The organism is Variovorax sp. 22077 (assembly GCF_052044195.1).
GTDB classification, from domain to species: domain Bacteria; phylum Pseudomonadota; class Gammaproteobacteria; order Burkholderiales; family Burkholderiaceae_C; genus Variovorax; species Variovorax atrisoli.
On record NZ_JBQEQC010000009.1, the window covers coordinates 16,949 to 30,258 of the forward strand.

Annotated in this window: 6 protein-coding genes; 1 reads left to right on the top strand and 5 read right to left on the bottom strand. The window is 69.7% G+C overall.

Annotation, left to right across the window (positions count from 1 at the left end; all coding sequences use genetic code 11):
* Positions 1-162: 162 nt before the first annotated feature.
* From ACTJLF_RS14690 to ACTJLF_RS14710, 5 genes are all read right to left on the bottom strand, one after another.
* Entirely contained in the window at positions 163-5,529 is a 5,367-nt protein-coding gene (locus ACTJLF_RS14690) for a two-partner secretion domain-containing protein (RefSeq protein ID WP_440883330.1), read from the bottom strand.
* Positions 5,530-5,783: 254 nt separating this feature from the next.
* Positions 5,784-7,502 carry a ShlB/FhaC/HecB family hemolysin secretion/activation protein gene (locus ACTJLF_RS14695; RefSeq protein ID WP_019655671.1) on the bottom strand — a complete coding sequence of 573 codons (1,719 nt, stop codon included), beginning with the start codon at positions 7,500-7,502 and terminating at the stop codon, positions 5,784-5,786.
* Between the two features lie 22 nt (positions 7,503-7,524).
* Positions 7,525-9,579 (bottom strand): CHAT domain-containing protein, encoded by a 2,055-nt coding sequence (locus ACTJLF_RS14700; protein WP_260310460.1) that lies wholly within the window; start codon positions 9,577-9,579, stop codon positions 7,525-7,527.
* A 253-nt stretch (positions 9,580-9,832) separates the two neighbouring features.
* Positions 9,833-12,034, bottom strand: a complete 2,202-nt coding sequence (gene katE, locus ACTJLF_RS14705; protein WP_440883424.1) for a catalase HPII — start codon at positions 12,032-12,034, stop codon at positions 9,833-9,835.
* A gap of 66 nt (positions 12,035-12,100) precedes the next feature.
* Positions 12,101-12,250, bottom strand: a complete 150-nt coding sequence (locus tag ACTJLF_RS14710; protein WP_019655668.1) for a hypothetical protein — start codon at positions 12,248-12,250, stop codon at positions 12,101-12,103.
* A gap of 224 nt (positions 12,251-12,474) precedes the next feature.
* Here ACTJLF_RS14710 and ACTJLF_RS14715 point away from each other — a divergent pair, with 224 nt between their 5' ends.
* Positions 12,475-13,293, top strand: coding sequence for a transglutaminase-like domain-containing protein (locus ACTJLF_RS14715; RefSeq protein WP_440883331.1), 819 nt, complete (start codon positions 12,475-12,477; stop codon positions 13,291-13,293).
* Positions 13,294-13,310 lie beyond the last annotated feature (17 nt).

Here is a 13,310-nt window from a genome sequence, read left to right on the forward strand (position 1 = left end):
GAAGCCGACCTCCAAAAGATCATTGGAAGGCCTCTCGAAATGCCGGCGAACCCGGTGTTGACGGTCTGGTTGCTCTCGACGCCGAAGACCATGTGCATGAGGCGGCCTTGCCTCCTTGCACAACGGTTCGCCACCGCCGCTCCGCAAGAGCGTTGACTCGCCTCAGAAATCGGCGCAGCCGTTGCGCTTCTCGGTGTCGACGCAGCTCGAGAGGTTGGGCCGCGAGCGCACGCGCGACCATTCGCGCGCCAGCACGTCGCCGCCCTGCGATGCGCGGTCGCCGTCGAGCGGGCCGGTGGCGAAGCAGATCGGCGGCGGACCGATGTTGCGGTCGTACACCCAGGTGGCGGGCAGGTCGCGCAGCGCATCGGGGCGCGGCAGGTCGGGCATCTGGTTGACGAACAGGTTGCCCGGCACCACGTTGACCGCATAACCCTCGGCCGAAGTGAAGCTGCCGTTGATCGGGTACACGCCCGGCGGACTGGTCTGCAGCGCGGGCGAGAACATGAATCCCGCGAAGCCGGCGCCCGTGTCGCCCAGGATCAGCCCGCCGATGCCATAGCTGAACAGCGGATTCGGAAAGCCGAAGGGCCTGCTCGCGTTGCCGATGACCACCGTGGCCACCGGCTGCTGCGCGTAGATGAAATGGTTGGCGCCCGCCGGAATGCTCACCGCGCACAGGCCAGAGTAGGCGCAGTGGTAGAGGTTCGGATACAGCCCCGATCCCGCGAGCCCGCCGCGCGTCTCGCCCACCCAGGTGTTGGCCCACACGCGCCAGGGCGCACCGGTGATGCCGTAGCTGCCGGTGTTCTGGAAACGCGAGCCCGCCACGAGGTCGACCCCGCCGGTGCTGCTCACGTCGGTGCCCAGCAGCAGGTCGCCGGTGAGCGTGCGCACCGCCACGGTATTGGCGGCCATCGACGTGGCCGACACGACCTGCGGCGCATTGCCCGCGGCGTCGTAGCCGGTGACGCTCACCGGGCCAAGCTTGACCGTGTCGACGTCCACGTAGCGGAAGGCACCGGCCGCGCCGCCGCCCAGGGTGTCGGCGCTGACGTTGTTCGCGGCCTGGTCCAGCAGCACGCTGCCGCCGGTGGAGCGCGCCAGCAGCGTGCCGGCGGTGATCGGTGCCGCGGCCGTCTGCGTGATGTCGCCGGCGGAGACCAGCCCCACGGTCGATGCGGTGATCGCACCGCCGAGCTGGATGCCGCCGCCACCGCCGTTCTGCAATGTCAGTGCGCCTGGCAGGGTGAGCGGACCCACCACGGCGATGTTGCCGGCGTGCGCGTTGCTGCCGGCCACGATGGTGGGCGCATCGAGGCGCGTGAACTCGTCGGCCGATACGGCGAAACCGTTGGCTGCGGTACCGCCCAGCGTGATGGGGTTGGCGGTGCGATCGACCGCGTTGCCCGCGGCGTCGACGCCGCCGGGGCGCAGGTTCAGTACGTTGCCGGCGCGGACGTTTCCGGCCAGCACCAGCGCGTCGGAGCTGCCGTTGTTGCTGGCGCGCAGCACCACGTTGTTGTTTCCGCTCACCCGCGCGCCGGCAGCGACCGTCAGGCCCGTGCCGTTGGCCTGGGATTCACCCGCGATATCGATGCTGCCGAGGCCCAGCGTGGTGACGAGCGTCGTACCGCCCACCAGAACGCCGCCGGATGGCGCATCGAGCGGGCCCGGCGTCACGAGGCCGCGGATGCCGATGTTGCCGTCGACGCTGCGGATCACCGTCGCGCCGGTGATGTCCACGCTCTGCACGGAGAGCGGCGAGAGGCTGTAGGTGTAGCTGGCGCCGACGCCGGCGATGGAGATGTCGCCGCTGGTGGTGAGTATCTGGCTGGGTGCCGTGCCGTTCTGTATGCGCACGCCGTCGCCGTGCTGGCCGATACCCGAGATCGTCACGTCGCCGGTGCTGCTGGTGATGGTGACGCCGGTGAGGTCCACCGTGGGCACCGTGTTGACGATCGTGGTCGGCAGGCTGCGCGTGCCGGTGATCGACACGGAGCCGCCCGGTCCGGCGTCGCCTGCCGTGGTGCGCGTGTCGATGGTGGTGCTGTTGAGCGAGATCGCAGAACCGGAGCTCGCACCGGCGGCGGCGTTCATCGTCACGTCGCCGCCGTTGGTGGCGATGCTGCCGTTGTAGCTGATCGCCCCGCCCTGCCCGCCCACGCCGGCGTTGAACACGACGTTGAGCGCGCCGCCGGTCGACTGGATCGAGTTGGTGGCGCCGGAGCCGCTGATGTTGTGTGCCGCGTCGAGCTGGAAGGTCACCGGCGCGCCGCCGGTGGTGCGCTGGATGGCCGCGAGCGTGTCGAAGCTGATGTTGCCGTCGGTCGCCAGCCCGCCCGTGCCGGTGGTGATCGTCACGCTGGTGCCCTTGTCGAGCGCCGCGTTGATGTCGCCGTCCTGCACGGTGGAGTTCGCGATCGGCACGAAGGGGTCCCCGGTGAGGCTGCCGCTGGCGGTGCCGTGGGCGATGGTGACGTTGTAGGGATCGATGGTCCACGTACCCGCCTGGCCCGCCGAGCCCGCCTGCGCCGACGCGTCCACACGCAGCCCCGCCAGCGCGAAGTGCGGGGCCGACGTCTCGATCTTGCCGCCGTTGCCTGCGCCCGCGCCGCGTGCGGAGATGCTGCCGTAGGCGCGCAGCGTGTCGCCCGAGATCACGTTGATGGTGCCGCCGTTGCCGCCCGCCGAGCCGGCGCTGGCATCCAGGCTGCTGTTGCTGCCGAGGGCGATGACATTGCTTGCGGTGATGTCGATGCTGCCGCCTCCGGTGGCACCGCCGGCATCGAGAGTGGCGGGCAGGACCGTACCGTCGAAGTTCTGCGAGCCTTCCACCAGCACGTTGCGCCCGGTCAGCGAGATATGCCCTCCCTGGCCGGTGCTGCTGGCCACCGACAGCATGGCGCCGTCGGGCGCGGCGCCGAGGCCGGAGCCGAAGGTGTTCATGCGCAGCGAGATGTCGGTGCCCTGGGCGTCGAGCGCGATGGTGCCGCCCGCGGTGCGCAGCGGATTCGGCTGCGACGAATCGGCACTCACCGCCACGCCATAGACCGGTATGCCGGTCGGCGTGGTCACCACCGCGCCGCCGCCGTCCAGCGCGGCGGTGAAGCCTGCGCTGCCGGCCTTGCCCACGATGTCGATGCGCCGGCCGTCGCCCGCGCTCACGCTGCCGGACAGCGCCACCCCGTTGCCGCCGCCGGCCGTGCGACCATTGGCCGCGAACTGGAGGTACTTGGTCAGCGCCTGCAGGTTCGCGCCCGTGCCTTCGATACGCACGTCGCCGCCGGCTTCGATCGACGAACTGTCGATGTTCACGGCCGTGGTGGTGTCGATGGAGCCGGCCGGCAACGTGTTGTCGGTCCAGTCCACGCCTCGTCCGGTGACCGTGACGTTGCCCGGTGTCGAGACCTTGGTGCCGTTGCTCAGGCGCACGCCGTCGCCGCCGAGCGAGGCCAGTCCGTCGATGCTGACGCCGCCGCTGCCACCCTGCACGGCGCTGTCCTGCAGCGACACGCCGCCGGTGCCCACGTAGACGAAATTGGTGTCGCTGTCCTGCGAGTCGACCCGCGTGCGTCCCTGGCCGCGCAGCGAGACCTGCCCGGCGCCGCTGGTCGCGAGCGTACTGTTGCTCAGGAAGATGCCGTCGCTCCACGTCAGCTCGCTGTGCGACAGAGAACCGCCGACCGCGCGCCCGTTGTTCGCGTCGCCCTGACCGAAGAAACGGATGTTGCCGCCGTTGGCGTCGATGGTCGCGCCGCTCATGATGATCGACGCACCGTAGTCGAGTTCGAAGCTCGGGTTGCCGCCGCCGACGTTCACCTGCGCGGCATTCTTCGCCACCAGCCCGGTCGAGTCGGCGTTGAAGTCGACGTTCAGCGCACCCACGCGCGCGTCGATGGCCGAGCCGCTGTTCATCGCGATGCCGCCGGCCGAGTCGACGCGCAGCGTGGCGCTGCCGCCCTCGTTCTTGACCACCTGCGCATCATTGCCGAAAGTCACGCCCGCGCTGTCGCCGGTACGTGTGCTCGACAGCGTCACGTCGGTGCCGCGCCCGAGCGTGGCGCCCACGGCGCGCGCGCTCACGTCGCTGAAGGACAGGGAGGGATAGGCGCCGTCGTAGGCCGGCATGTCGGCATCCGCGTCCACGGTGAGGTTGTTGCCCGTCGACACCGTCCATCGCCCGTTGGCCCCGCCCTGCGCGCCGCCTGCGGCGTCGACACGCGCCGGGTCGATGCGCACGAAGTCGCCGCTCGTGGTGATGCTGCCCCCGGCAGCGCTGCTGGCGCCCCGCGCGGTGAGTTCGCCGAAGACCTGCACATGCGACTCGCGCTCCGGCAGCGGGTTGGCGGCATCGCCTGCGAAGGCAGCGCCGGTGGCGGTGCCCACGCTGATCGTGCCGCCAGCGCCTGCGCCCGTGCCGTCGGCGCGCAGCACTGCGTTCGGCGAAAGTGCCACGTCGTAGCCCTGCACCGTGACCGAGCCGCCACCGGCCTGGCCGCTGGCATCGGCCACGCCCTTGGTGCCGTCGGCCAGCCCCTGCACGGTCACCTTGCCGCCCAGCACGCGGATGTCGCCGCCGCGTTCGCCTGCGGCGGCGCCGGTGGCGTCCAGCGTGCCGCCGGTGAGCTGCACTTCGTTGTCCTCGCCACCGCCCAGGAAGATCTCGCCGTTGCGCGTACCCACGCTGCGCGCGCGCACCGTGCCTCGCTGGTTCACCACCAGTTCGCCGACCGTGGCCGAGCGGCCGACGAGCGCCACGCGCCCGCCATCGGCCTGGAGGGTGCCGCTGTTGCTCACGCTGGCGTGCGTGGCCATCGCATCGGTCGCGATGACGATGTTGGTCAGGCCGTCTCCAGCAAGGTCGAGCGTGATCTTGCGGCCCGAGGCCAGCGCGACGGTGCCGCCGTCGGCCGTGATGCGGCCGCTGTCGTCATCGCTGCCGATGCGGGCATTGGCCACCGTGGCGCCCATCAACACCACGGGGCCGCCGCCCGTCGCAGTGATGCGGCCGTTGTTGATGACCGATGCCGTGCTGGCATCCGCACGCTCGAAACTGAACTTCGTCGTCGCCGGGTTGAGGAAATCGGCTTCGCTGGTCGTCATGGCCAGCGTGGACGCGATGATGCCTCCCACGTTGACCGTGGAGCCCTGGCTGAACAGCACCCCGGCGGGGTTGACCAGCACGATGCGCCCGTTGGCGTTGAGCTGGCCCGCGATGGTGGAAAGCTCGTTGCCCGTCACACGGTTGAGCAGCACGCTGGAAGCGCCCGGCTGCACGATGTTCACCACACCGCCCACGCCGATGGAGAAGCTCGTCCAGTTGACGATGCCGCGCGCCAGGCCCTGGTTGATGGTCATCACGTTCGCCGCCTGCGACATGGTGACGTTGCCGGCCAGCGGCGTGAAACCCGTGGGCAGCACCTGCGCCATGGCGGGCGCCGCACCCGCGCAGATCAGCGACAGCGCGATGGGCCGCAGCTGCAGGCGCCGCGCGGGAGCTCGCGAAGATGGATTGCGTTGTTTCATTTCAGTGTTCCACGACGTTCTCGCTTGAGCGCAATGCATGAAACCGGCGTGCGCAATTCGCGGGACACCGCGGAACCGGCTCTGCCGGGCCGCTGGTGTCGCCCCGGCGAGGGGGTTGGCGAAGCGACACGAAGTGCGCGAAGCCTGGGGGAGAACCTGGTCTCCGCGGAACCGGCCCTGCCGGCCGCTGGTGTCGCCCCTGGAGGGGGGTGGCGAAGCGACACGAAGTGCGCGAAGCCTGGGGGAGTGCCATGTCAGAACGCCTTGATGAGCTGCACGAACAGCCGCGGGTTGCGGCCCCCGCCATCGGTCTGCGCGGGCGGCGTGCCGGCGCGCCAGGCCAGCGTCGCGTTGATCGAGAAATTGCCCGGGCGCGACCAGCTCAGGCCCACGCCGTAACCGCGCAGGCTGTGGCTGTTGACGCCGTCGTAGGGCGTGGGGTTGCGCACGATCTTTCCGTGCGCGGCGTCGTAGAACAGGAAGGGCGTGAGCTCCTCGTTGAACGACCAGCGCCATTCGACGGTGCCGATCACGCCCTGGTCCACCAGCAGTTCGCCCGAGGGGTAGGCGCGCACCGCGCGCGCGCCGCCGAGCGAGAGCTTCTCCGACGCGTCGAGGTTCTTGCTGGCCCACTGCCCGCCCACCGACAGGTACAGCGAATGGCGCGGCACGATGGCCTGCAGGCGCGAGAACTGGAAGCTCAGCTTGGTGAAGCCGCCCGCGGTGTTGTGGCCCGTGGTGCTGCGGTCGAAGTCGCGGCTCTCGGGGTCGCGGATGGAGAGGTTGCCGTGGTACAGCGTGCCGGAGCTGGCCCAGTAGCCGCCGCCGAGCAGTTCGTCGCGCCGCTCCCACGTCCAGCCCAGGCTCAGGCCGTTGACGCGCTTCTTCGAATTGAAGTCGGCCGCGCGCAGCTCGTCGGTGAGGTCCTTCACGTCCACGCCCAGGCGCAGGAAGAGGTTCTGCTGGCGCTGGCGGATCAGCGGATAGCTCAGCGAGAAGTCGAGCACGTTGGCGCGCCCGCGCGCGTCGAGGTCGGCGAACTGCCCGCCCAGCTCGTAGCTCACGCGCGAGAGGCCGACGCCCGCGCGCAGCCCGCTGGTGCCGATGGGCGCCTCGTAGGCGATGCGGCCGAACTGCAGCGCATTGCTGTTGGACACCATCAGCCGCATGTCGAGGTTGTCGCCGATGCCGAAGGGGCTGAGCCAGCGCGCGGTGCCGCCTACGCGGTAGCGGCCCGATTCCTTGGTGCCGTGGTTGTCGCCCTCGGCGGTGAAGGCCCAGCGCGGCGCGGCGGCCACCTCGACCGAGAGATCGGTGGTGCCGGGCTGCGTGCCTTCCTGCAGGCCCGACGACACCTTGATGCCCGGCTGGTCCGACAGCAGCAGCATCGCGCGCTCGTAGTCGGGTGCGCTCACGGCGGCACCCGGCTGCAGCGGCGCGAGGAAGCCGCGCACGCGCGACTCGGCGATGGGCGCATCGGGCGCGACCGTCACGTCGACCTTGCCCAGGCGGCCCTCGATCACGCTGATCTCGACGATGCCGTCGCGCACCGTCTGCACCGGCACCACGGCCTGCGCGAGGAAGTAGCCGCGCTCCTTGTAGCGCGCGGTGATGGCCTTGGCGAGTTCCTCCAGGTCGGCGAGCGTCACGTCGCGGCCGATGAAGGGGCCGGTGATGGCCTGCAGCTCCTCGTTGCTCAGCGCCTTCACGCCGTTCAGGCGCAGGTCGTTGAGCCTGAAGCTCGCGCCGGCGGCACCGCCCCTGTCGCGCGGCGGCGCGGGCAGGCTCTGCGGCGCAACGGTGCCAGTGGGCGCCTGGGCGACCGGCCGGTCGCAGGTGCCGCAAGGGTCCGTGGTCGGCAGCAGTTCGGTGGCGTTGCCGTCCGCTTCGGCTGCGTGCGTGCGCTGGGCCGCAACGAGCAGCGTGGCGCCGACCAGGGCCGTGACTGCAAAGGCGATCGGCGTGATCGACATGGGGCGTTGGCAGGTTTTCATGTCAGCTACCCACCGTGAGACGCCAGTTGCCGATCAGGTTGAACGGCGCCCAGAAGAAGGGGTGGGACATCTTGGGATCCTTCAGCACCGCGAGCTGGCCGGCCTGCATGGCCTTCTGGATGTCGCGGCCCTTCGAGAGCTCGCCGTAGAGCGTGCTCATGAGCACGGCGGTGGCGTCGTCCGACACCGGCCACAGCGAAGCGATCAGGCTGGAGCTGCCGGCCGAGAGGAACGAGCGCGTGAAGCCCAGCACCTCGTCGCCCTGCGCGATGCGCCCCAGGCCCGATTCGCAGGCCGAGAGCGTGACCAGCGCGGTGCCGTCCATCGGCAGTCCGAGGATCTCGTGCGCCTCCAGGAAATTCTGCTTGCCGCCTTCGTTGGCCAGCAGGATGCGCGAGTACAGCGGATCGACCGCGTCGGCCTCGGCATGGGCCGCCACGTGCATCAGCGGGGAGCGCGCGGCCACGTCGCGGAACTGCGTCTTGGTGGCGGCCGCGCCCATGTAGACGGCGTTGCGCGGGAAGAGCTGCGCGAGCTGCTTCACCTCGGTCTCCGCGCCGGGCAGGTCGTACTTGTCCTCGATGCGCGGATTGCCGAACGCGGTGAGCGAGGCGTTCACGCGCGGCGTGCGCTGCGCGAGCTGCACCGCGATGCTCATGGAAGGCGCCACGGCCACCGGATGCGTCTCGATGATGTAGCGGCCGTCCAGCCGCAGCGCCTGGAACGGCAGGTAGTGCAGCGGCCCGTGCGGCACCACCACCAGCCGCTGGCCCGGTGCGATGCCCAGCGGGCCGAGCAGTGCGGCACCCAGCTTGTCGGCGTTGGTGATGGCGGTGCGCCGCCCGCGCACGATGGAGTTGCGGAAGGTCTCGACCAACTCGTTGAGCTCGTCGCGCTTCACCGCCACGGACTTCTCCACGATGCTGTCCGGGCCCACCACCCACACCACGAGGCGGTCGGGCAGCGAATGGAACTGCACCACGCGCTCGTCGGCCGCCAGCGTGCGCTGCAGTGCGGGGAGATCGACGGTGGCGGCAGCCTGCTCGCTGATCTTCGCGCGGCCGCGCACCGCGTCGAGCAGGGCGCGCGCACGGCTGCGTTCGCTCACCTCGAAGGCCTGGCGTGCATCGCCCGCGTCGCTGTAGACGGCCACGCCGCGCTCGAACACCGTCTGCAGGTCCGAGAACAGGCCCATCTTGAATTCCTCGCTGCGGAACCTCGCGCGCACCTTGTCGACGTCGCCCAGCGCGCGGCCCACGGCCTCGGCGGCGGCCTGCTTCTGGCCCAGCGCGAGTTCGCTGCGCGCCACGCCGTCCCAGGCCCAGAGGCGGTAGTACTCGGTGTCTGCGCCCACCTGCCGGGCGGTGAGCGCGCGGTAGGCATCGCGCGCCTCGGCGGGCTTGTTCTCGGCCAGCAGCAGCCGGGCGCGGGTGCGGTCGAGCTGCGCGGCGAGCGGCGCGTCCTTGGGCGGCCCCATGGTGCCGAGCACCTCGCGCGCCCGCGCCGCATCGCCCGATTCGATCAGCGCGTTGACCAGCGATGCCTGCACCAGCGGCGCATAGCGCTGCGAGCTGTTCGCCAGCGCCTCGTCATAGCTGAGCACCGCGCCCGAATAGTCGCCGCGGCGCGAACGCACGTCGCCGATCACCTTCTGCACCGGGCCGACCACCAGCTTGGGGTCGCGCGCCTGGTGCCTGAGCGCCTCGCGCGCGAACTCCTCGGCCTTCTCGAGCTGGCCCGAGTAGCTGTAGACGATGGCCAGGTCGCGGTTGGCCATGGCCATGAGGTTGGGATCGTTGGTGGCGTTGGCCAGGTGCAGCGCCTTGCTCGCGGCGCGCACGCTCTGGCGGAACTCGCCCGCCTCGGCCAGCGCGACGGCCTGGCTGCAGTACTGATAGCCGGAGAGCTTGACCGAGTCCTGCCCGTAGAGCACCGCGCCTTCGCTGGTCAGCGCCAGCAGCGTGTCGGTGTCCGCGAGGCGGGCCTGCTCTGCCTTGCTGGCGGCGGCTTCGGCGCTCGTCGGCTGCTGTGCCCACGCCACGGAGCCATGACCCATCAGAAGAATGCCTGCAAGACCGAGCGCACCTGCGATGCCGGCACGACGACGTGCAGGGCGCTCCCTTCCCCATCTCGAAAACCACGCCATTGGACCCCCGCGTATGGCCCTGTGGGTCCGCCTCGGCGGACCATCGACATCGCGGGAGTGCGCGCCGTTCAGGCCTCGGGGGGAAAGTCTAGGAGCGCCCCTGGGGCGCGCCTATTCGCATTACGGTCTAGCCCTAAAGGACTAGGAACGCGGGGCCTGCGGCCTATGCAGGAACGGCGTCGATGTTCGCGCGGTCCCAGTGGCGATGCTTGGCGATGGCGGCAATGAAGCGCTGCGCGATCTCGGTCGCGGCCGTGTTGTCGCCCAGGTTGGTGACCGGCGTCGCCGCGGCCACCACGCCGGCGGGCGTTTCCTCTGGCGGCGTGTTCTCGTCGATGCCCAGAGAGGACAGCAGCCGCGCGCCCTCGCCCACCGTGCAGATCGGCTTGCAGTGCTTGTACGCCTCCAGCACGAAGTGCACCGCGTCGCCCATGCCTGCGAGCGCCGCGGCGCCCTCGGCACCGGCGGGCACGAGCACCGCGTCGAACATCACCGAGGGCGTGTTGACGAAGGTCGTATCCACCTCGATCTGGCGCCTGGATGCGCTGGCGACGGTGCCCAGGCGCGGGCCCACCACCTTGCATTGCGCGCCCGCATGCTCGAGCGCGTCGCGGATCGGCTTGAGCGAGGCCGAGTCGACGCCGTCGGCCACGAGGATCGCGATCTTCCGCGTGCGGATGGAGCCGTCGCCGGTGTCGGCCATGCTCAGCGCGGGCGACTCGTCGATGGGCAGCGACATGCGGTGGTCGCGGAAGCCCGCGCGTCCCGCCGCCGCCCTCGCATCGGGCTCGCCGATGCCCAGCGGCTCGGCCACGCGGCGCGCCAGCTTCTCGTCCACGTGCGCGAGGTTGTCGACCATGCGCTGGCGGATGGCCGGCACCTCCAGCTTCGACAGCTCGAAGCGGAAGGCCGCGATGATGTGCTCCTTCTCGGCCGCGCTCTGGCTGTCGAAGAACAGGCGCGCCTGCGTGAAGTGGTCGTCGAAGGAGGCGCTGCGCCGCCGCACCTTGGGCGGATCGATCTCCTCGGGGAACGACTGGAAGCCGTGGCTGCCGCCGTCCACGCGGAACTCGGTGCCGCTGCCCAGCGTGTTGGGCTCGTAGGCCACCTGGCCGCGCGCGATGGTCTGGCGGTGCATGCCGTCGCGCTGGAAGTTGTGGAAGGGGCACACGCCCTTGTTGATCGGCAGCTCGTGGAAGTTCGCGCCGCCCAGCCGCGAGATCTGCGTATCGGTGTACGAGAACAGGCGCCCCTGCAGCAGCGGGTCGTTGGTGAAGTCGATGCCGGGCACGAGGTGGCCGGGATGGAAGGCCACCTGCTCGGTCTCGGCGAAGAAGTTGTCGGGGTTGCGGTTGAGCACCAGCCGGCCGATCTTCTGCACCGGCACCATCTCCTCGGGGATGAGCTTGGTGGGGTCGAGCAGGTCGAAGCCCAGCGAGTGTTCCTTGTCCTGCGGTATCAGCTGGACGCCGAGCTCCCACTCGGGGAAGTCGCCGTTCTCGATGGCTTCCCACAGGTCGCGGCGATGGAAGTCGGGGTCCTTGCCCGCGATCTTCTGCGCCTCGTCCCACGCGAGGCCGTGCACGCCGAGCTTGGGCTTCCAGTGGAACTTCACGAAGTGGCTTTCGCCGCGGCTGTTGATGAAGCGGAAGGTGTGCACGCCGAAGCCTTCCATCATGCGCAGGCTGCGCGGGATGGCGCGGTCGCTCATGGCCCACATCAGCATGTGGGTGCTCTCGGGCATCAGCGATACGAAGTCCCAGAAGGTGTCGTGCGCGCTCGCGGCCTGCGGCATCTCGTGGTGCGGCTCGGGCTTGACGGCGTGGATCAGGTCGGGGAACTTGATCGCGTCCTGGATGAAGAACACCGGGACGTTGTTGCCCACGAGGTCGTAGTTGCCCTCGCGGGTGTAGAACTTGACGGCGAAGCCGCGCACGTCGCGCACCGTGTCGGCAGATCCGCGCGAGCCGGCCACGGTGGAGAAGCGCACGAACACGGGCGTCTTCGCCTCCGGGTCCTGCAGGAAGTCGGCGCAGGTGAACTGCGACATCGACTTGTAGACCTGGAAGTAGCCGTGCGCCGCCGAACCGCGCGCATGCACCGCACGCTCCGGGATGCGCTCATGGTCGAAGTGCGTGATCTTCTCGCGCAGGATGAAGTCTTCGAGCAGCGTCGGGCCGCGCACGCCCGCTCTCAGCGAGTTGTGGTTGTCGGGAAACTGCAGGCCCTGGTTGGTGGTGAGCGTGGTGGGGTGCTCGACGGTGAAGCCTTCGAGCTGCTGCTGCTTGGGGTTCGCAGCATCGCCCGAGCCGGTCTTCGAGGCACTGGCGCGACGGCCTGCGGCGGCCTTGTTCTGAGGTGACATCGGGGACTTGCCAGGATCTTTCTTCATTGGTGGAGATTCGTGACGGAACAAGAAGGAACTGCTTCGTCAGCCTGCCTCGCCGTTGTCCAGGAACATGTCCAGCACGTTCACCAGGGCGATGAGGCAGATGCAGCCCGCCACCGCGGCGACACCCCAGACGAGGATTTCATCTCCCCAGGTGCTGGTGAACGAATCGAAAAGCGTCGAAAACTCCATGATTTCCCCTCCGGATTTCGCCCCTCTGGTGGCGGATGACTTGCAAGAGAGCAAAGGTTATGTTTTGCAACGCCTGCACACCGTAGTGGCGCCCCCTTCGCGTCTGTGGGAGAAAACGCGGGTGCGCGGTAGGAGCCCGCCGACAGCGCAGCGCACCCGCCTACGAAGCTTCGCGAGTCCGGCCCGTGGGCGCAACGCGCGGCGCTGAATAGGATCGGGCGACCATGTTGATCAGAATCGGCTTCGACATCGAACTGCAGGTGACGGCACCCACGGCGCTGATCCACATGCTGCAGGTGCACCCCTCGCGCGCAGGTGACCTGCAAGGCGGGGAGAACCTCGAACTCAGCCCCGCGCTGCACACGGACCACTACATCGACGGCTTCGGCAATCGCTGCGCCCGCGTACGCATACCGCAGGGTGTGGACAGCGTGCGCCTGCGCAACCACGCGCTGGTGTACGACACCGGCCAGCCCGACCCGGTGCATCTCGAAGCCCGCCAGCTCGCCGCGGCCGAACTGCCGGTGGAGACGCTGCCCTTCGTGCTGCCCAGCCGCTATTGCGAGGTCGACAGCGAACTGCTGGCCTTCGCCTGGGACCACTTCGGGCAGGTGGCACCCCGCTGGCCGCGCGTGCAGGCGATCTGCGACTTCGTGCACCGGCACCTTCGCTTCGACTACGGCAGCGCCCGCGCAACGCGCACCGCGCTGGAGGGCTTCCGCGAAGGCACGGGCGTGTGCCGCGACTTCGCGCACCTGGCGATCACGCTGTGCCGCGCCATGAACATCCCGGCGCGCTACGCGACCGGCTACCTGGGTGACATCGGCGTTCCGATCGCACCCTACCCGATGGACTTCAGCGCATGGTTCGAGGCCTACCTGGGCGACCGCTGGTACACCTTCGACGCGCGGCACAACACGCCTCGCATCGGCCGCATCGTGATCGCGCGCGGACGCGACGCGGCGGACGTGCCCATCACCATGGTGTTCGGCGCGAACACGCTCAAGCGCTTCGAGGTGACGACGGAGGAAGCGATCGGCTGAAGCGCTCCCCCGCGACG

What these genes read in the sequence shown, in the direction of transcription:
- ACTJLF_RS14690 (WP_440883330.1), bottom strand. Translation starts at nt 5,529, where the DNA reads ATGAAACAACGCAATCCATCTTCGCGAGCTCCCGCGCGGCGCCTGCAG.
- ACTJLF_RS14695 (WP_019655671.1), bottom strand. Translation starts at nt 7,502, where the DNA reads ATGTCGATCACGCCGATCGCCTTTGCAGTCACGGCCCTGGTCGGCGCC.
- ACTJLF_RS14700 (WP_260310460.1), bottom strand. Translation starts at nt 9,579, where the DNA reads ATGGGTCATGGCTCCGTGGCGTGGGCACAGCAGCCGACGAGCGCCGAA.
- katE (WP_440883424.1), bottom strand. Translation starts at nt 12,034, where the DNA reads ATGTCACCTCAGAACAAGGCCGCCGCAGGCCGTCGCGCCAGTGCCTCG.
- ACTJLF_RS14710 (WP_019655668.1), bottom strand. Translation starts at nt 12,250, where the DNA reads ATGGAGTTTTCGACGCTTTTCGATTCGTTCACCAGCACCTGGGGAGAT.
- ACTJLF_RS14715 (WP_440883331.1), top strand. Translation starts at nt 12,475, where the DNA reads ATGTTGATCAGAATCGGCTTCGACATCGAACTGCAGGTGACGGCACCC.